Source organism: Rhizobium sp. R339 (assembly GCF_002211395.1).
Lineage (GTDB): Bacteria > Pseudomonadota > Alphaproteobacteria > Rhizobiales > Rhizobiaceae > Rhizobium.
The window spans coordinates 231,694-248,851 of record NZ_LOKV01000023.1; the positions used below are offsets into that span (position 1 = coordinate 231,694).

20 protein-coding genes are annotated in these 17,158 nt (G+C 63.1%); 8 read left to right on the forward strand and 12 right to left on the reverse strand.

Going from position 1 to position 17,158, the window contains the following annotated elements; all coding sequences use genetic code 11:
• Positions 1–216: 216 nt before the first annotated feature.
• Positions 217–1,203, forward strand: coding sequence for a Gfo/Idh/MocA family oxidoreductase (locus ATY76_RS20370; RefSeq protein WP_088676525.1), 987 nt, complete (start codon positions 217–219; stop codon positions 1,201–1,203).
• Here the strand turns inward: ATY76_RS20370 and ATY76_RS20375 are convergent, their stop codons facing one another.
• The gene (locus ATY76_RS20375) at positions 1,204–1,581 is read right to left on the reverse strand and encodes a GtrA family protein (protein WP_088676526.1); all 378 of its coding nucleotides are present in this window, start codon (positions 1,579–1,581) and stop codon (positions 1,204–1,206) included. It lies immediately after the preceding gene.
• Entirely contained in the window at positions 1,578–2,585 is a 1,008-nt protein-coding gene (locus ATY76_RS20380; protein ID WP_088676527.1) for a glycosyltransferase, read from the reverse strand. The genes ATY76_RS20375 and ATY76_RS20380 overlap by 4 nt, the downstream gene beginning before the upstream one ends.
• Before the next feature lie 158 nt (positions 2,586–2,743).
• Between ATY76_RS20380 and ATY76_RS20385 the strand changes: the two genes are divergently transcribed.
• Positions 2,744–4,591 (forward strand): hypothetical protein, encoded by a 1,848-nt coding sequence (locus tag ATY76_RS20385; RefSeq protein ID WP_088676528.1) that lies wholly within the window; start codon positions 2,744–2,746, stop codon positions 4,589–4,591.
• Between the two features lie 15 nt (positions 4,592–4,606).
• On the opposite strand, the gene ATY76_RS20390 is transcribed toward ATY76_RS20385, so the two are convergent.
• Positions 4,607–4,849 carry a hypothetical protein gene (locus ATY76_RS20390; RefSeq protein ID WP_088676529.1) on the reverse strand — a complete coding sequence of 81 codons (243 nt, stop codon included), beginning with the start codon at positions 4,847–4,849 and terminating at the stop codon, positions 4,607–4,609.
• Positions 4,850–5,157: 308 nt separating this feature from the next.
• Between ATY76_RS20390 and xseA the strand changes: the two genes are divergently transcribed.
• The gene (xseA, locus tag ATY76_RS20395) at positions 5,158–6,738 is read left to right on the forward strand and encodes an exodeoxyribonuclease VII large subunit (protein WP_088676530.1); all 1,581 of its coding nucleotides are present in this window, start codon (positions 5,158–5,160) and stop codon (positions 6,736–6,738) included.
• 2 nt (positions 6,739–6,740) lie between these two features.
• Entirely contained in the window at positions 6,741–7,331 is a 591-nt protein-coding gene (locus ATY76_RS20400; protein ID WP_088676531.1) for an NAD(P)H-dependent oxidoreductase, read from the forward strand.
• Here ATY76_RS20400 and ATY76_RS20405 read toward each other — a convergent pair whose 3' ends face one another.
• Positions 7,332–7,829, reverse strand: a complete 498-nt coding sequence (locus ATY76_RS20405; protein ID WP_037115255.1) for a MarR family transcriptional regulator — start codon at positions 7,827–7,829, stop codon at positions 7,332–7,334. It abuts the gene before it with no gap.
• 81 nt (positions 7,830–7,910) lie between these two features.
• Between ATY76_RS20405 and ATY76_RS20410 the strand changes: the two genes are divergently transcribed.
• Positions 7,911–8,822 (forward strand): EamA family transporter, encoded by a 912-nt coding sequence (locus tag ATY76_RS20410; RefSeq protein WP_088676532.1) that lies wholly within the window; start codon positions 7,911–7,913, stop codon positions 8,820–8,822.
• Here the strand turns inward: ATY76_RS20410 and ATY76_RS20415 are convergent.
• Positions 8,770–10,023 (reverse strand): aminopeptidase, encoded by a 1,254-nt coding sequence (locus ATY76_RS20415; RefSeq protein ID WP_088676533.1) that lies wholly within the window; start codon positions 10,021–10,023, stop codon positions 8,770–8,772. The two genes, ATY76_RS20410 and ATY76_RS20415, sit on opposite strands and share 53 nt — an antisense overlap.
• A 121-nt stretch (positions 10,024–10,144) precedes the next feature.
• Complete coding sequence (locus ATY76_RS20420) at positions 10,145–10,828, reverse strand: glutathione S-transferase family protein (RefSeq protein ID WP_088676534.1); 684 nt, start codon at positions 10,826–10,828, stop codon at positions 10,145–10,147.
• A 105-nt stretch (positions 10,829–10,933) separates the two neighbouring features.
• Between ATY76_RS20420 and ATY76_RS20425 the strand changes: the two genes are divergently transcribed.
• On the forward strand, positions 10,934–11,377 hold the full coding sequence (locus ATY76_RS20425) for a MarR family transcriptional regulator (protein ID WP_088676957.1): 444 nt from the start codon (positions 10,934–10,936) through the stop codon (positions 11,375–11,377).
• 46 nt (positions 11,378–11,423) lie between these two features.
• On the opposite strand, the gene ybaK is transcribed toward ATY76_RS20425, so the two are convergent.
• The 4 genes from ybaK to ATY76_RS20445 form a co-directional block, all read right to left on the reverse strand.
• Positions 11,424–11,897 carry a Cys-tRNA(Pro) deacylase gene (ybaK, locus tag ATY76_RS20430; RefSeq protein WP_088676535.1) on the reverse strand — a complete coding sequence of 158 codons (474 nt, stop codon included), beginning with the start codon at positions 11,895–11,897 and terminating at the stop codon, positions 11,424–11,426.
• 3 nt (positions 11,898–11,900) lie between these two features.
• Entirely contained in the window at positions 11,901–12,251 is a 351-nt protein-coding gene (locus tag ATY76_RS20435; protein ID WP_088676536.1) for an ArsC family reductase, read from the reverse strand.
• 100 nt (positions 12,252–12,351) lie between these two features.
• Complete coding sequence (locus ATY76_RS20440; protein WP_088676537.1) at positions 12,352–13,410, reverse strand: succinylglutamate desuccinylase/aspartoacylase family protein; 1,059 nt, start codon at positions 13,408–13,410, stop codon at positions 12,352–12,354.
• An 87-nt stretch (positions 13,411–13,497) separates the two neighbouring features.
• On the reverse strand, positions 13,498–14,097 hold the full coding sequence (locus tag ATY76_RS20445; protein ID WP_088676538.1) for a 2'-5' RNA ligase family protein: 600 nt from the start codon (positions 14,095–14,097) through the stop codon (positions 13,498–13,500).
• 164 nt (positions 14,098–14,261) lie between these two features.
• Here ATY76_RS20445 and ATY76_RS20450 point away from each other — a divergent pair, with 164 nt between their 5' ends.
• Complete coding sequence (locus tag ATY76_RS20450; RefSeq protein WP_088676539.1) at positions 14,262–14,825, forward strand: methylated-DNA--[protein]-cysteine S-methyltransferase; 564 nt, start codon at positions 14,262–14,264, stop codon at positions 14,823–14,825.
• A gap of 33 nt (positions 14,826–14,858) precedes the next feature.
• On the opposite strand, the gene ATY76_RS20455 is transcribed toward ATY76_RS20450, so the two are convergent.
• On the reverse strand, positions 14,859–15,593 hold the full coding sequence (locus ATY76_RS20455) for an SDR family oxidoreductase (protein ID WP_088676540.1): 735 nt from the start codon (positions 15,591–15,593) through the stop codon (positions 14,859–14,861).
• Between the two features lie 56 nt (positions 15,594–15,649).
• Positions 15,650–16,060, reverse strand: a complete 411-nt coding sequence (locus ATY76_RS20460) for an Atu4866 domain-containing protein (protein WP_088676541.1) — start codon at positions 16,058–16,060, stop codon at positions 15,650–15,652.
• Between the two features lie 125 nt (positions 16,061–16,185).
• Between ATY76_RS20460 and ATY76_RS20465 the strand changes: the two genes are divergently transcribed.
• Complete coding sequence (locus tag ATY76_RS20465) at positions 16,186–17,082, forward strand: LysR family transcriptional regulator (protein WP_088676542.1); 897 nt, start codon at positions 16,186–16,188, stop codon at positions 17,080–17,082.
• Positions 17,083–17,158: the final 76 nt, after the last annotated feature.

A 17,158-nucleotide genomic window follows, 5' to 3' on the forward strand; every position in this document is an offset into this window, starting at 1 on the left:
AATGATTTGAAATTGCGGATCGGCAGAACGCCGCCCCGGAACATGGTGCCGAAAGTGTCGGCGCTTTTCGGCCGGCACCACACTCTGACTGCCCGGCATAACCTAGCGCGCTTTCCGCATCAGGGAAGCCAAACTTCCGTGATTTCGCCCCGCGCCATTGCGCCGCAGCGGGCGCCTGAATATGGTTCGCGGAAATCAGCTTGGGAGATTGAGATCATGTTGCGTTTTGGTATCATTTCAACCGCAAAGATCGGCCGCGACAATGTCGTTCCTGCGATCCAGGATGCGGAGAACTGCGTCGTCACGGCGATTGCGAGCCGCGATCTCGCGCGCGCAAGGGAGATGGCGGACCGCTTCTCCGTGCCGCACGCCTTCGGCTCCTACGAGGAGATGCTGGCTTCGGATGTCATCGACGCCGTCTATATCCCGCTGCCGACCTCGCAGCACATCGAATGGTCGATCAAGGCTGCCGATGCCGGCAAGCACGTGCTCTGCGAAAAGCCGCTGGCGCTGAAGGCAGCCGATATCGACGAAGTGATCGCTGCCCGCGACCGCAACCGGGTGGTCGTCACCGAAGCCTATATGATCACCTATTCCCCGGTCTGGCAGAAGGTGCGTTCGCTGATCGATGAGGGCGCGATCGGCTCGCTCAAGCACGTGCAGGGCGCCTTCACCTATTTCAACCGCGACGCCGCCAACATGCGCAACATCCCCGAACTCGGCGGCGGCGGCCTTCCCGATATCGGCGTCTATCCCGTCATGAGCACGCGTTTTTCCACCGGCAAGGAGCCGCTCTGGATTCAGGCGATCACCGAGCGCGATCCCGATTTCGGCACCGATGTCTATTCCAGCGTCAAAGCCGATTTCGGCGATTTCGAGCTGAGCTTCTATATCTCGACGCAGATGGCCAGCCGCCAGGTCATGGTCTTCCACGGCACCGACGGCTACATCGAGGTCAAGTCGCCGTTCAATGCCAATCGCTGGGGGCCGGAGGAAATCGAGCTTGCCGACCGCAGCCACAATGAATCGCGCATCTTCCGCTTCCAGGACAGCCGCCAGTACAAGCGCGAGGTCGAGGCCTTCGCCCGGGCGGTAGAGGGCGGCAAGGAAGAGATCGTTACGCTGGAAAATTCGAAGCTGAACCAGAAGGTGATCGATGCGATCTACCGCGCCAGCGAGAAGGACGGCTGGGAGGCCGTCTGATTATTCCGCGCGGAAGACGAAGCGCGAATAGCCGAAGAAGCTGAAGACCATGGCGGCGACGCTGGCAACCACCATCGCCGCAAGCGGCTGCAGCGCCGGCAGCGAAAGCAGAAGCGCGGAATAAAGCCCGTAATTGACGAGCGCCGCCGTGACGCCGACCGAGCCGTAACGGAAGCCTTCGGCGGCGAGCGAGCGGCCGGAGCGATCGAAGGTGAAGTTCCGGTTGAAGACCCAGGTTGACGCCATGGCGAGGGCAATCGCGATGAGCCGCGCCAGGAAAGGTCCGAGCGGCGTCAGCGCCAGCAGCGCCGACAGCACGCCCGCATCGACGAGAAAGCCGATGCCGCCGGCAATCGCGAAACGGATGAGCTTCTTCATGCCGCGTCCGCCTTGCCGCGGCCGGCGCGGGGCGCAGACGCTGCGTCGCTATCCGGCAGCTTGGCCGCGCCTGGCGTTTCCAGGCTCATATAATGGATGCGCAGCTGTTCGGCGCGGGCGCGTGCGACGGAATCGAGAATGACGCCGGCGGTGAACAGCATGAAGGAAATCATCATCAGCGCCATCGACAGCACCCAGGTCGGCATGCGGCTGACGAGGCCCGTCTCGAAATATTCCGCCAGCACTGGCGTCATGAAGCCGAGGCTTGTCAGCATGAAGGCGGCGCTGATCGCGCTGAAGAAAGCGAAGGGCCGCGTCTCCTTCATTAGCATCGCAAACATCCAGAGGATCTTGCCGCCGTCGCGGAAGGTGGAGAGCTTGGAATGCGATCCCTCCGGGCGGCGGCCATAGTCGAGCTCCAGTTCGCTGACCGGCAGCTTCAGCCGGGAGGCATGCACCGACATTTCGGTCTCGATCTCGAAGCCGCCCGACACAGCCGGGAAGCTCTTGACGAAACGCCGCGAGAAGGCGCGGTAGCCGGAGAAGATATCGGTGAAATCAGGGCCGAAGATCGTCCGGTAGAGCAGGTTGAAAAGCCGGTTGCCGAGCGCATGGCCGTGACGGCCGGCATCGGCATGCACGCCGCGCCGCGTTCCCACAACCATGTCTGCGCGCTCCGTCAGCAGCGTGCGCACCAGTTCTTCGGCGTCATCAGGCGCATAGGTTCCGTCGCCGTCGGCCATGATGTAGATGTCGGCATCGATGTCGGCGAACATGCGGCGCACGACGTGACCCTTGCCCTGCCGCCGCTCGCGCACGACATGCGCGCCGGCCAGCATCGCCTGCAGCGCGGTCCCGTCGGTGGAATTGTTGTCATAGACATGGATCGCTGCATCCGGCAGCATCGCCCGGAAGCCTTGCACCACAGGGCCGATCGTTGCCGCCTCGTTATAGCAGGGAAGCAGGACGGCGATATCAAGATTACCGGTACGCGATCGGGCCATGACTTTACTCGTTACACAGAAGCCGTGCCGAGCCTAAACCACTCGGTGTTAATAAGACGCTATGACGCAGGCGAAATCGCCGGCAGCCGGAGGCGGCTTTACACTTTCTTGATCGGCGGGGGCTAAGGTCAGCCATCTGGAAACGAACTGCTAACCACATGAATGCCGTGCAGCCGATCGCCAATGCATCATCCGCGACCGAAGTCCATCGCAGTGGAATGCGCGGCCTGCTGACGCGGCTGTGGCCGGCCGTCACCGCCTACAGCGTCATTCTTGCCGCCATTATCGTCGTCACCAGGCTTTCCGGCGCCACTGATTATGTCGGTCCCGACAATGACGATGGCATGCGTCTCGTCGAGGTTCGCGATTTTCTCGCCGGCCAGGGCTGGTTCGATCTGATGCAATACCGCCTCGGTCTCGGCGGCGGCACGCTGATGCATTGGTCACGGCTGATCGATCTGCCGATCGCCTCGCTGATCTGGTTCTTCGGTCTGTTCGCGCCGCGCGAGACGGCCGAGGCGCTGGCGCTCGCCGTCTGGCCGGTGTCGCTCATCCTGCCGGCGATGCTTGCCATGGCCGTTGCCGGCCGGCGCATCGGCGGTGCCGCCGGCATGCATATCAGCCTCGGAATGACCTGCTTCGTGATCTATACCGGCAATCGTTTCGCGCCCGGCGCCATCGATCATCACAATGCGCAGCTGGCGCTGGTCGCGACGATGACGGCGATGCTGCTGGATCCGCAGCGTCGCGGCTGGAGCTATGCCGTTGCCGGCATCGCCGCAGCTGTCGCCATTGCCATCGGCGCCGAGACGACGCCTTTCGTCGCCGCCGTCTGCCTGGCCGTCGCCCTGCTGTGGGCATGGGAGGGCCGGGATTTCGCCGTCGCCGCCCAATCCTTCGGCTTGGCGCTGGCGATTGCGATCAGCATCCTCTTCTTCGCCACGGTGCCGCCCCGGCTCTATTCCATGGTCACCTGCGACAATCTCTCGCTCGGCTACTACAGCCTGGCGGCAATCGGCGGCGGTCTTCTGCTGTTCTGTGCGGTTTTTGCGAGCCGCCTTGCCCGCCCTATGCGCTTTCTGGCACTGGCCGTCATCGGCGCCGGCGTTCTCGGCTCGGCAATCGTGATCGCGCCGCAATGCCTGAGCGATCCGCTGGCTGGCCTCGATCCGATGCTGGTCGAGCTCTGGCTGAGGAATGTTTCCGAAGCAAAGTCGGTCTTCGCGCTGGCACGCACCGAGCCCTTCGATGTCGGCGCCTTCTATGCGGCCGGCCTCTTCGGCATCGCCGTCTGCATCTTCCGCATCGTCCAGCGGGACCGGGCCCAGATCCATCTGATCCTGCTTTTCCTGCTCGCCATCTGCTGGGGGATCGCGCTGGTGCAGGTGCGCGGCTCGCCCTTCTCCAACCTGCTCTCGATTCTGCCGCTTAGCCTGTTGATCATCGATATCAGGCGCATTTCCAACGGTGACAGCGAGAATGTCGCCGCCGCCTTCGTCTATATAATGACGGTATTTGCGAGCGTCCCGGCCGCCTGGGCGGTCGGTGGCGGGCTTTTATCGATGCAGCTGGGAAATGACGAGCAGAAAAAGGCGGCCGAACCGACCAAGGAGCATTCCTGCAACTCAAGCCAGGCGCTGGCGCCGCTTGCCGGGCTTCCCGCCGGCCTCGTCTCCGCGCCGGCGGAAATGGGTGTTTCCATTCTTCGTTTCACGCAGAACCGGGTTCTCGCGGCGCCCTATCATCGCGATCAGGGCGGCATGCTGACGGAGCTGCATATCGGCATGGCCAAACCGCAAGAGGCGGAATCTTTTCTGAAGGGAGCGGGCGTGACCGCGCTCGCTTTCTGCCCTGACGATCCGCAGACGCGCCAGCTCGCCAAATTGAAGCCGGATGGGCTCTATGCCGAACTCGGCAAGGGCAATATTCCGCCTTATCTCGAGCCGCTCCCGAAGGCGGCGGATGCAGGCGTGCAGTTCTTTCGCTATCGGCCGACGGCGAATTGACGCCGGCAGCGGTCTTTACTGAAAGACGCGCAGTGCACGAAGACGTGCGCTGGCATAGAGGCCGAGCACGAACAGGATCAGGCCGCCATTATAGCCGAGGATGGCATAGAGGAGCGCCAGAAGCGAAACCGGCCCGGGCGAAAATATCGCCGCCAGCGCGAAGGTCATCCCGATCAGCGCGGCGACCAACGCGATCACGGCGGCCGAGCGCATTTGCCCGGCGCTGATGCCCAATGCTGCTGCTGTGAGAATAATCATTTCAGCACCTTCCCAGAGAGAACGAGGGGAAGCATAGGAAGCGCCAACTAACAAAGATTTACCGGCCAAGTTCGCCGAAAAGCCTTTGCTTTACGGTGGTTAGCAATCCCTTTCAGGTAAAACGCAAAGTCTAACGATGCGTTCCGCGCGGAAACAAATTTTTCCCGATTTTGTTGTTCTCAACCAAACTGCAACGATGACATGTATTGAACCCTCAGCCTCGCAGCCGCATTACCCCGGGCGGGAAAACAGGTCTCGGCCGGCATCGCGACCTTCCTGTTTCCCGCGGATGGTCATAGAAAGAAGGCATGAGCAACGTCTTCGACAGCGATTCGCCGACCAACCTTGCCGAATATTCGGTTTCGGAGCTTTCCGGCTCGATCAAGCGCACCGTCGAAACGGCTTTCGACCAAGTTCGCGTGCGCGGCGAAATATCGGGTTATCGCGGTCCGCACTCTTCGGGCCACGCCTATTTCTCCTTGAAGGATGATCGCGCCCGCATCGATGCCGTCATCTGGAAGGGCACCTTCTCACGCCTGAAGTTCCGTCCGGAAGAGGGTATGGAAGTCATCGCCACCGGCAAGGTCACCACCTTCCCGGGTTCCTCGAAGTACCAGATCGTCATCGAGACGCTGGAGCCTGCCGGCGCCGGCGCGCTGATGGCGCTGATCGAGGAGCGCAAGCGCCGGCTTGGCGCCGAAGGCCTGTTCGATGCCGCCCGCAAGAAGCGGCTGCCTTTCATGCCCAAGGTGATCGGCGTCGTCACCTCGCCGACCGGCGCCGTGATCCGCGATATCCTGCACCGCATCTCCGATCGGTTCCCCGTGCATGTCCTCGTCTGGCCGGTCAAGGTCCAGGGGGAGGGGTCCGGCGAGGAGGTGGCGAACGCCATCCGTGGCTTCAATGCGCTGGAGCCGGGAGGCGCGATTGCCCGTCCCGACGTGCTGATCGTCGCACGCGGCGGCGGCAGCCTGGAAGACCTCTGGAGCTTCAACGACGAAACCGTCGTGCGCGCCGCAGCCGAAAGCCGGATACCGTTGATCTCGGCCGTCGGTCACGAGACCGACTGGACGCTGATCGACTACGCCGCCGATGTCCGCGCCCCGACGCCGACCGGTGCCGCCGAAATGGCCGTGCCCGTCAAGGCGGAGTTGGAGGCGCAGGCCGCCGCTCTGGCCGCCCGCCTGCAGGGCTGTATGAACCGGCAGATGGATCAGCGCCGCCAGTCCGTCCGCGCTTTGATGCGGGCTTTGCCGTCGCTCGATCAGCTTCTCGCTTTGCCGCGGCGTCGCTTCGACGAGGCCGCCGCCGGCCTTGGCCGCGGGCTGGAGCTTAACACCATCAACAAGCGCCGCGGCTTCGAGCGCGTCGCCTCGCATCTGCGCCCTGATGTGCTCTCCAACCGCATCGCCGAGCGCCGTCAGCTTCTGAGCGAACGCATGGCGCGGGCCGAACGCACCGTCGAACGCTTGCTTGACCGTTCGAAGTCCCGCATCGACCGCGCCGAGGCCATCCTCGCTTCGCTGCCGGCGCGGCTGAAGACGCAGACCGACCGCGGCCGCGAGCGCCTCGGCAATCTCACGCGCCATGCCGATACGGCGATCCGCCACCAGCTGACACGGGCCCGCGCCGAGCTTTTCGCGCAGGACCGCGTGCTGCAGTCGCTCTCCTATAAGAATGTGCTGAAGCGCGGTTACGCCGTCATTCGCGACGAAGATGACAGGCCGGTCTCGCAGGCCGCGGCTCTCTCCGCCGGCATGGGCATCGCCATCGAATTCGCCGACGGCCGCGTCGGTGCTATGACGACGGAAGGCGGCGCCCCGCCGGCCAGTGCCAAAAAGCGCAGCGCAAAACCTGCGGATCCGACGAAACAGGGAACCCTGTTCTGACGATGCGGATCCTGCTGGTGCTTGCCCATCCGCTGCCGGAAAGCTTTGCCGCCTCGGTGGCGCGCACCGCTCGCGAAGCCTTGGAAGCCTCCGGCCATGTCGTCGATCTGCTCGATCTCTATGCCGAGGATTTCGATCCGCGCCTGTCCGAGGCGGAACGCCGCGCTTATTTCGACGTGCCCTACGATACCTCGGCCGTCGCCGATGCCGTGGCCCGGCTGCGGTCGGCCGATGGGCTTGTTCTTGTCTTTCCGCAATGGTGGTTCAATTTTCCGGCCATTCTGAAAGGCTTCTTCGATCGCGTCTTCGCGCCGGGCGTGGCCTTCACCCATGATGCCGCCGGCGGCCGCATAGTGCCTGAACTCACCAATATCAGGCTGCTCTATGCGCTGACGACGACGGGCTCTCCTTGGTGGCTGGTGCATCTCTACATGGGCAATCCCGTTCGCCGCCTGCTGAAGCGCGGCATCGCCAATTTCTGCTCGAAGAAGCTCGTTTTCCGCATGCTGAGCCTGCACGATATGGATCGCGCGACCGAGACCAGGCGCAAGGCGCATCTGGAGCGCGTCCGCAAGGCGCTTGCCGCCATCTGATTATTCGAAATCCGACAGGAATTTCTTGAGCAGCCGGTCGAATTCGGCCTTGTCCTCGGCTGTCAGATTGCGCGTCAAGCGCTGCTGGTTGGCGACATGGGCGCCGACCGCCTCTTCGACGGTCGCAAGGCCCTTTTCGGTCAGCGCGATCAGCACGCTGCGCCTGTCTTCCGGATTGAGGATGCGCTCGACGAGGCCGGCTTTCTCCAGCTGGTCGATCCGGTTGGTCATCGTGCCGGAGCTGACCATCGTCATCTCCAGCAGTTCGCCCGGCGAGAGCCGGTGCGGCGCGCCGGAGCGGCGAAGCGTGGCCAGCACGTCGAAAGCCGAGGTGGAAAGCCCGTGTTTCATGAGCACGGTTTCCACTTCGCGGCCGAGATGGGTTCCGAGGCGCTTCAGCCGTCCGAGGATGCCCATCGGTTCGACGTCGAGATCCGGCCGCTCGCGCCGCCATTGCGCCAGGATTCTGTCGACGTGATCTTGCTTCTCTTCACTCATGCCGCATCGATAGCAGGAGATATCTTGACGTCAAGATAAATTGCGTTATCGTGGATTTATCTTGATGTAGAGATTCTTGATATGAAGGCAAATTCGCGATATCTCGCCGATGTGCTGATCACCGCCGTCGCTCCAGCCATCTGGGGCAGCACCTATTTCGTCACGACATCCTTGCTCCCGCATGGCTATCCGCTGACCGTTGCAATGCTGCGCGCCCTGCCGGCGGGCCTGCTTCTGCTGCTCATCGTCCGCAAACTGCCGACCGGTGTCTGGTGGGGCCGCGCCTTCATTCTCGGCGCGCTGAACTTCTCGTTCTTCTGGGCGATGCTCTTCGTTTCGGCCTATCGGCTGCCGGGTGGCGTGGCGGCCACCGTCGGCGCCGTGCAGCCGCTGATCGTCATCGCCTTGTCGCGCCTTTTCCTCGGTAAGCCGATCCGCTTTCTCGCCGTCGTCGCCGGCCTGATCGGCATGTCAGGGGTGGCGCTGCTGGTGCTGACGCCGAATGCGGCGCTCGATCCGGTCGGCGTCGCCGCCGGTCTCGCCGGCGCGGTGTCGATGGCCTTCGGCACGGTGCTGAGCCGCCATTGGCAGCCGCCCGTTTCCAGCCTGACCTTCACGTCATGGCAGTTGACCGCCGGCGGTATTCTGCTCGTGCCCGTCGCCTTGCTGCTGGAGCCGGCGCTTCCCACGCCGACGACAGAAAATATTCTCGGCATCGCCTATCTCGGTCTGATCGGCGCAGCCTTCACCTATCTGCTCTGGTTCCGCGGCCTGTCGCGCATCGAGCCCTCGGCCGCAGCATCGCTCGGCTTCCTCAGCCCCGTCGTCGCGACTCTGCTCGGCTGGCTGGCGCTCGGCCAGAGCCTGACGCCGGCGCAGATCGCCGGCTTTGCCATGGTGCTCGCCAGCGTCTGGCTCAGTCAGCGGACGATGATGCCGGTCAGGCCCACTCGCCCTGGCGCATCACCGCAACCCGCGATCCGTCAGGCTTGACGCCGTCGATATCGACCTTGTCCGAGCCAATCATCCAGTCGATATGGATGAGGCTGGAATTGCCGCCCTGCGCCTTGATCTGCTCCTGGCTCAAATTCGCGCCGTCGAGGAAGCACTTGGAGTAGCACTGGCCGAGCGCGATGTGGCAGGAGGCATTTTCGTCGAACAGCGTGTTGTAGAACAGGATGCCGCTCGCCGAGATCGGGGAGGAATGCGGTACGAGCGCCACTTCGCCGAGCCGGCGCGCGCCTTCGTCGGTATCAAGCACCTTGTTCAGCACCTCTTCGCCGCGCGACGCCTTGGCCTCGACGATGCGGCCGCCTTCGAAGCGCACCTGGATGTTGTCGATCAGCGTGCCCTGATGCGACAGCGGCTTGGTGCTTGAGACATGACCTTCGACGCGCAGCGCATGCGGCGTGGTGAAGACTTCCTCGGTCGGAATGTTCGGATTGCAGGTGATGCCGTTCTTGGCAGTGGAAGCGCCGCCATGCCATTCGTGCCCATCGGCGAGACCGACCGTCAGGTCTGTGCCCGGTCCCGTGAAATGCAGCGCGGCGAAGCGCTCGCCGTTCAGCCAGGCGGAGCGCTTGGCGAGGTTGGCATTGTGTTCGGCCCAGGCGCCGACGGGGTCGCTGACATCGACGCGCGAGGCAGCAAAGATCGCCTTGGCGAGCTTGGCGATCGCGATCGGTTCGGGATCGTCGGGGAAGACCACTTTCGCCCAGGAAGGGTTGGGATAGGAGACGATGTTCCAGTTGATGTCGAAATTCGAGATCTTTTCCAGCGCCGGCTTATAGGCGGTGGAGGTGGCGCGGTTGGCGCGGCCGACCTTGCCGGCATCCTGCTCGGACAGCAGCATCGGATTGTCGCCGGCGATTGCAAGACGGGCCGCCCCGTTGGCATAGGCCTTCGCCATGCCCTCGTAGAGCCAGCCGGAAGCGCGGTCGAAACTCTCGTCGCTGCCGTACTGATAGCGCGCCAGCGTCGTTTCCTCGTCGGTATAGAAGGCGTTTACCAACCCGGCGCCGGCCTGATAGGCGTGCTTGGTAATCAGTCGCACGAGCGGCAGCGCCACCACAGGCGCGGTGATCACCAGATCCTGGCCCTTCTGCAGCTGAAGGCCGACCTTGACGGCGACCTCGGCAAGCTTCTCCAGCTTGGCGGGATCAACGGTGTTCTGGGTCTGGGGCATGAAATTCATGGTGCAACCTGCCTCTTGTCGACGGTGGGAGGCTGGAAGACTTAGACCCGTTTGCGGCGAAATTGAAGCGTGCCGCATCCGAATTGACCGCGGCCGGATCTTGTCCGGCCGCTTAGGTGCTTCAAGCGGCGGCGGGCAGCCTGAGCAGGATCGAGTTATGTTTCTCCAGGAACTCCGTCAGCCGCTGCGGGTAGTCTTCGCCGACCGCGTCCCGAACGCTTGCCCGCGCCGACAGCGCCGTGCGCCAGCGCTTGACCCGATCGAGCCCGTCGAAGATGCCGCTGTCGCCGAGCGTGTCGAAGAGATCGAAATAGCGGAAGACCGGCGCAAAGACGGCGTCGACGAGGCTGAAGCTGCCGCCGGCGAAATAGGGTCCGTCCGCCAACGCGGCCTCGATCGTTGCGAATTTGGCCGTGAGCGCCTTGCGCTTGGCTTCCAGTTGCGCCGCATCCTGTGCCGTTTCATAGCCCCAGAGATCGGAGAGCACGGACGAGCCGAATTCCATCAAGCCGCGATGGCGGGCGCGGGCCAGCGGATCGGCCGGATGCAGGGCGGCGCCCGCCTGTGTTTCCTCCAGATATTCGCAGATGACGCTGCTTTCGAACAGCACGTCCTCGCTGCCGTCTTCCTCCTCGATCCTGAGCAGTGGCACTTTGCCGAGCGGCGAGATCTTCAGGAACCAGCCGGGTTTGTCGGCGAGATCGATGTTGATGCGTTCGAAGGGCACGCCCTTTTCGAGAAGCGCGATCGCGGCACGCTGCACATAGGGGCAGAGGTGATGGCTGATGAGGGTAAGCTTGCTCATGAAAAATCTCCTGGCGGTTCGAGAAAAAGATCGGCTGTCTCAAATTACATGCATATGCATCTAATATCGCTTGCGGCGAAATTCAAGATAGATGTAATTGCATTTATGTCCGAGAAAATGCCCAAGCCCAGTGAAACCGTTATCTCAGCCTGGACGCGCATCATGCGCGCCCGCGAGCGCCTGCTCGGTGCGATCGAGGCCGATCTGAAGGAGGCCCGCATGCCGCCGCTTGCCTGGTACGACGTCCTGTGGGAACTGGCGCGTTCGCAATCCGGCCGGCTGCGTCCCTATGAGATCGAGGAGCGGACATTGCTGACGCAGTATAATCTCTCCCGCCTGCTCGACCGGCTGGAAAGGGAGGGCCTGGTCCGGCGCGAGGTCTTCGCCGAAGATGGACGCGGCCGCTGGATCGTCATCACCGAAGCCGGGCGTCAGCTCCGCGAGCGCATGTGGGTGGTCTACGGCAGATCGATCGAGACCCATATCGGCGGCAAGCTTGCCGAAAGCGAGGCGAGGTCGATCGCCGGCCTGCTCGACCGCTTTCTGTAATGCATGTCATCGGGAAGTATGCGGCGGTTTCGGCATCATGCTCCGGTCAGGCGATCAGCGGCGCGGCGACGGCGTTGAGCACCTTCAACGCCTCCTTCGGATCGAGCCGCACCTGAAGCCCGCGCTGCCCGCCATTGATATAGACAAGCGGTTCGGCCAGGGCGGCCTCCTCGATCGCCGTCGACACCATCTTCTTCTGGCCGAAGGGGCTGATGCCGCCGACATGATAGCCCGTCAGCCGCTCGGCATCGGCGGGCTTCATCATATTGGCCGACTTGCCGCGGAAGGCGTTCGCAAGCTTCTTCATGCTCACTTCGCGATCCGACGGCACGACCACGCAGACCGGCTTGCCGTCCACCTCCGCCATCAGCGTTTTCAGCACCCGCTGCGGTGCCTCGCCCAAAGCCTCCGCCGCCTGCAGGCCGACGCGTTCGGCGCCGGGGTCGTAGTCATAGGCGTGGACGGAGAAAGCGACGCCCGCCTGGGAAAGAACCTGTGTCGCGCGGGTGGTCTTGGACATGGCTCAACGCTCGAAAGCACCGGCGTAAATCTCCGGCTTAAAGCCGACGAGCAGCTTGCCCTTTGTCTCCAGCACCGGCCGCTTGATCATCGATGGCTGGTCAAGCATCAGCGCGATCGCCTTTTCCAGCGTCAGGTTCTCGCGTTCGGCATCGGGCAGTTTGCGGAAGGTGGTGCCGGCGCGGTTGAGCACGGTATCGAGGCCGGCTTCGTCGATCCACGCTTCCAGATGGGCGCGGTCGATGCCCGATGCCTTGTAGTCGTGAAACGCATAGGCGACATCATGCGCTTCCAGCCAGCTGCGGGCCTTCTTCATCGTGTCGCAATTCCTGATGCCATAGATGGTAACGGTCATGCCCGATCGATCTCCCTGTGATGACAGCGGGATAACATGCGCGAAGGCCGGCGCAAACGCCGTGCGGCGTTTTATCCCCCGCGCGTCGATCCCGCCGGGCTCAGTTCTCCAGCGCGCCGGCCCTGCGTGAAGCCTTGCTGGGGCTACCGCAGGCGATCTTCATCAGGTCGCCGCGCCGCCGCACCAACCGGTCGGAGGTGCGGGTCAGAACAAGCCCATCCTGCGGCGCATGCAGGTCAAGGCTGCCGCCCGGCTGGCCCGGCCGGGTGACGATCGTCGCCAGAAGTTCGCCTTCCGCAATGCGCTCGCCGATATCGCGATGGAAAAGCACGGCCCCGCCTTCGGGCGCGCGAATGATCTCGATATTGTCGAGCGGCACGGCCGGACCGGAAAATGTCGCTGCCGTCGTCCCACCCCGGACGATTCCCCGTGCCGCGAGAAAATGCCAGAGCCCGTCCGCATCCTTTCTCGCCAGCACCGGATCGACGTCGCGCTTGCCGCGCAGCTCGACGGTGACGGAGAGTTTGCCGGGCAGCCGCGACCGGCGCTCGCCGGGAATTTCATATTTCCACGCAAAACCGACAGCCTCCTCGAAGGCGGAGCTTTCGCCGTCCGAAAACAGCACGGCCTCCATATCGAGCGCGGCGGCGAGATCGGCCGCCTCGGGCCAGAAGGCCTCGTCGATATAAGCATATTGCAGGGATTCGTCGTCGCAATGCAGGTCGAGGACCAGATCGGCGCCGAGCGCCATGTGCAGGAGCCGCCGCTTCAATCTATCGGTAGCCGGATAATCATCGAGATCTTCGATCAGCTCGGCGCGATCGGCAATGGAGATCAGCGGGAAATCCCGGTTGAAATTGGTGCGGGAGCCAAGGTCGAAACGGCCCTGCAACTCGCCGAAATGCGATTGCGCCGCACCGATCGGATTGGCCTGCGGCACGATGGTGATATCGCCGGCGATCCGGCCTTCGCTTTCCGCCTGCCGCAGCTTCTCGCAGAGGAAATGCAGGAGCACCGTTCCCGGCAGCTCGCCGGCATGAAGCGCGGCCTGGATATAGGTTTTCGGCGCCTTCGGATCGTCGCCCGCAAAGCGCAGCACCGGTAGCCGCCATTCCGCTCCCGGTGTGTCTCCCGGGATGATGATCTCTGAAATGTCCATGCTATTTTTGGCTCCCTGCTCGGATCAGGCTTCCCGAGCTTTATGCTCGGAAATCTGTCGAGCGCAAGCCTTGCAAGCTTGCTTGCTTCACCCAAGCAGCGGCCATCGATCGATGATGTGATGTTCGGTTTTTCCAAGGGCGCTGTGAATGAGGAGGAGTTCGTGCGCGGTCCATGAGACCGGGCAATCGAGCATCGTTTCCGGCACGGCCTTCCGGTCATAGAGCAGGGTCATGTGCGGCTTGAAGGTGCCGCTAATATTGTGCGGCAATCCGGCATTATGCATGGCAACGCCGAGCTGGACATGCAGCTTGGTCAGGGATTTCCGTCCTCCTTCGCCGCACAGAACGACGGCCTGCGCTTGCGGAAATCTCATGATCCGATCGAAGCTGATAGAAATCGGCGGGCTCTCGGCCGCAGCACCAGCTTGCAGCGCTGCGAAGATTACGTGTTCCGGCAAGTCGGGGTAATCAGCGACGCGGAGGATCGTCACATGCAGCGTCGTCAGGCGCAGGCGGCCGGAAAGGGAGAAGACATTTTTACAACCGTCGCCGATCGTCGCCACCTGTCGCTCCACGTCGGCTGGAGGGCGGAGGCCAAAGAAAAGTCGATTGCCGCTATCGTTGATCTTATTCCGCCGCCCGCGACCCTTGTGATCACGCGCGAAAGGAAAACTCGTCTGGTTCATAGGCCTCCAAGCCGTCGTGGCCTGCCCCTTATCCCAAGCGGCCAGGATATTTCGCCCGGGTGGAACGTCAAGAACAAAAAAAGAACAAGATGCGCAAGAAACGGGTTGAAACAGCGCCCGCTCCGTACGATTTTGGTGGCAATCGCAAACACGGAGGCTGCATCATGCCCCAGTCAATGCACCACTATCTCATCTTCGAAACCGCCGGCGGATTCTGCGGCATCGCCTGGAGCGAGGCCGGCATTTCCCGCTTCCAGCTGCCGACGAAAACCGCGGAGGCGACCGAACGGCTGCTGCTGCGCCGTCTGCCGGATGCGGAACCCGGCACACCGACCGCTGCCGTGCTCGAAACGGTCGCGGCCGTGAAGCGTTACTTCCAGGGCGAGGAGACCGATTTTTCCGGCGTCGCGCTTGATCTTGCCGGCCAGGACGCCTTCTTCAGGGATATTTATGCGGCGGCACGGCGCGTCGGCTGGGGGCATACGACGACTTACGGTGCGCTGGCGAAGGAGCTCGGCGTGGGGCCGGAGGCCGCCCGCGACGTCGGTCAGGCGATGGCGAAGAACCCCGTGGCGCTGATCATCCCCTGCCACCGCGTGCTGGCGGCCGGCGGCAAGATCGGCGGCTTCTCGGCCCCCGGCGGTTCGTCATCGAAGGCCCGCATGTTGGAGCTCGAAGGCGTCCAGCTCGGCCCGCCGCCGCCCGCCCAGCAGTCGCTGGGTTTCTAGGCGGCGGAGGCCTTCGTGGAAGAAGTCAGCCGACTAATGCGGGCTGGCTGTCGGCCGGATGATGATTTCGCTTACATCGACATCGTCAGGCTGGCTGACGGCGTAGAGGATCGACTTGGCGACGGCCTCGGGGCTGATCGTGACCGCCCTGAAAGCCTTCATGGCGTCTTGGGCGGTCGGGTCGGTGATCGTGTCGGCCAGTTCCGATGTCGTCGTGCCGGGCGAGATGACGGTGACGCGGATACGGTCGGTCTCCTGCCGCAGTCCGTCGGAGATGGCGCGGACGGCGAATTTCGTCGCGCAATAGACGGCGGCCGTCGGCGAGACATAGTGGCCGCCGATCGAAGACAGGTTGATGATCTGCCCCGAACCCTGCGCCTTCATGATCGGAAGGGCTGCGGCGATGCCGTAGAGAACGCCCTTGATGTTGACATCGACCATGCGGTCCCACTCGTCGACCTTGAGGGCGTCGAGCGGAGAGAGCGGCATGACGCCGGCATTGTTGACGATGACATCGAGCCGGCTGAACTCGGATCTGGCGAAACCAGCGAAGGCTTCCACCTGAGCGCGGTCGGTGACATCAAGTTTTCGGAAGCGCACGCTGCCGCCTGCGGCTTCGATTTCGCCGGTAAGCGCCTCCAGCCGGTCGGTGCGGCGCGCGCCGATGACGAGACGGGCGCCTGCGGCGGCCAGCACTTTTGCCGCGGCTTCTCCAATGCCGCTACTTGCGCCGGTGATGGCGATGACTTTTCCTTCGATATCAGACATTTTAATCTCCTTTTCTGTGCTGTCGACGCCGATGCGCCGGCGGATGGGTCGTTGGATCAGCTGGGAAAATCGGCGCTGAGCGTCGTCTCGACCCACCGGCGCCGCAGCACCATGCCGCCGTGATGCAAGGTGTTGTCGTCGACGAAATCGCCGTTTGCGGTGAAGCCGGTGTCGTCCCAATATTCGAGGTGGGTTCCGGTGAGTTCGTAGCGTCCCTGATAGGCGCTCTCCCTGCTGCCGCGGGCCTCGTCGTAACGGCCATTGGGCAGAAGCTCGTGGCGGACGCGGCCATCGTCCGTCACCCACATGCCGACATAGGGATGTTGCTGCATCGTGTTCTCGCTTGATTGTTGATGGGCAGGATTTCGGTCGTTTGCGCCATCTGCCGGGGATGCCGGCGCAGCCGCGCCGACGAGCGCCGTCACGGCCAAAAGATGCAGAACAGCGTTCTTGGATATGCTTCGCATCGTTCTTCTCCAAAGCAGGCCTGCGCACCGCTGTTGGCCGCGCTTGACCGTGAAGGGAAGATAGCGATCGCCACTGAAGTGATTAAGTTGCCAATCCGGGATAGCTTGGTTAATTCTACTAACCAATGATGGATGATCTCGAAGGCATATCGGTTTTTCTGGCAGTGTCGGAGGCGCGAAATTTTCGCCTTGCCGGAGAGCGGCTCGGCGTCACCCGATCCGCCGTCAGCCAGGCGTTGCAGCGCCTGGAGGATCGGGTCGGCGTGGCGCTCGTCCAGCGCACCACCCGCAGCGTCCACCTCACCGAAGCCGGCGAGGTGTTCCTCGAGACGGTTCGTCCATCGGTGCGGCAGGTCAGGGATGCGGTGCAGACCGTGCGGGAAATGCAGGCGCGTCCGAGCGGCTTGTTGAGGATCACAGTTTCCTCGATCGCCGAGAGCTTCCGCTCCGGCACACTGCTGGCCGGCTTCATCGAAGCCTGCCCCGATATCAAGCTCGACATCACCATCACCGATGACGAATTCGATATCGTCGAGGCCGGATTCGACGCCGGCGTCCGGCTCGGCGAGGTGATCGAGCAGGACATGATCGCAGTGCCCGTCTCCAGGGAGCAGCGGCAATGTCCGGCCGCGTCACCTGCCTATCTCGAGCGCCGCGGCCGGCCCCACCATCCCCGAGATCTGCAGAACCATGCCTGTATCGGCTGGCGGCCGCGCCCCGATACGGCGCCCTATCGCTGGGAGTTCACCGAAAACGACCGCGACTTCGACGTCGCCGTCGATCCGGCCGTGACGACGAACGACATGGGAATGATGATCCGCATGGCCTGCGCCGGAGCCGGCATCACCTTCGGCATGGTGGAGACCTTCCAGCCCTATTTCGATCGCGGCGAACTCGTGCCGCTGCTCGAAGATTTCTGCCCGCCCTTTCCCGGCTTCTATCTCTATTATCCCAGGCGCCAAAGGCAGCCGCTGAAGCTGCGTGCTTTGGTGGATTATATCAGGAGATTTGCTGGGCGTTAAATATGGTCGATCCTTGCCGAACGACGCTGTCGGATGGTGCACAGACTGCACAATCTTGCTGAAAGTCTTGCGTCTG

Coding starts and splice junctions, on each gene's coding strand:
- ATY76_RS20370 (WP_088676525.1), top strand. CDS start 217: ATGTTGCGTTTTGGTATCATTTCAACCGCAAAGATCGGCCGCGACAAT.
- ATY76_RS20375 (WP_088676526.1), bottom strand. CDS start 1,581: ATGAAGAAGCTCATCCGTTTCGCGATTGCCGGCGGCATCGGCTTTCTC.
- ATY76_RS20380 (WP_088676527.1), bottom strand. CDS start 2,585: ATGGCCCGATCGCGTACCGGTAATCTTGATATCGCCGTCCTGCTTCCC.
- ATY76_RS20385 (WP_088676528.1), top strand. CDS start 2,744: ATGAATGCCGTGCAGCCGATCGCCAATGCATCATCCGCGACCGAAGTC.
- ATY76_RS20390 (WP_088676529.1), bottom strand. CDS start 4,849: ATGATTATTCTCACAGCAGCAGCATTGGGCATCAGCGCCGGGCAAATG.
- xseA (WP_088676530.1), top strand. CDS start 5,158: ATGAGCAACGTCTTCGACAGCGATTCGCCGACCAACCTTGCCGAATAT.
- ATY76_RS20400 (WP_088676531.1), top strand. CDS start 6,741: ATGCGGATCCTGCTGGTGCTTGCCCATCCGCTGCCGGAAAGCTTTGCC.
- ATY76_RS20405 (WP_037115255.1), bottom strand. CDS start 7,829: ATGAGTGAAGAGAAGCAAGATCACGTCGACAGAATCCTGGCGCAATGG.
- ATY76_RS20410 (WP_088676532.1), top strand. CDS start 7,911: ATGAAGGCAAATTCGCGATATCTCGCCGATGTGCTGATCACCGCCGTC.
- ATY76_RS20415 (WP_088676533.1), bottom strand. CDS start 10,023: ATGAATTTCATGCCCCAGACCCAGAACACCGTTGATCCCGCCAAGCTG.
- ATY76_RS20420 (WP_088676534.1), bottom strand. CDS start 10,828: ATGAGCAAGCTTACCCTCATCAGCCATCACCTCTGCCCCTATGTGCAG.
- ATY76_RS20425 (WP_088676957.1), top strand. CDS start 10,934: ATGTCCGAGAAAATGCCCAAGCCCAGTGAAACCGTTATCTCAGCCTGG.
- ybaK (WP_088676535.1), bottom strand. CDS start 11,897: ATGTCCAAGACCACCCGCGCGACACAGGTTCTTTCCCAGGCGGGCGTC.
- ATY76_RS20435 (WP_088676536.1), bottom strand. CDS start 12,251: ATGACCGTTACCATCTATGGCATCAGGAATTGCGACACGATGAAGAAG.
- ATY76_RS20440 (WP_088676537.1), bottom strand. CDS start 13,410: ATGGACATTTCAGAGATCATCATCCCGGGAGACACACCGGGAGCGGAA.
- ATY76_RS20445 (WP_088676538.1), bottom strand. CDS start 14,097: ATGAACCAGACGAGTTTTCCTTTCGCGCGTGATCACAAGGGTCGCGGG.
- ATY76_RS20450 (WP_088676539.1), top strand. CDS start 14,262: ATGCCCCAGTCAATGCACCACTATCTCATCTTCGAAACCGCCGGCGGA.
- ATY76_RS20455 (WP_088676540.1), bottom strand. CDS start 15,593: ATGTCTGATATCGAAGGAAAAGTCATCGCCATCACCGGCGCAAGTAGC.
- ATY76_RS20460 (WP_088676541.1), bottom strand. CDS start 16,060: ATGCGAAGCATATCCAAGAACGCTGTTCTGCATCTTTTGGCCGTGACG.
- ATY76_RS20465 (WP_088676542.1), top strand. CDS start 16,186: ATGATGGATGATCTCGAAGGCATATCGGTTTTTCTGGCAGTGTCGGAG.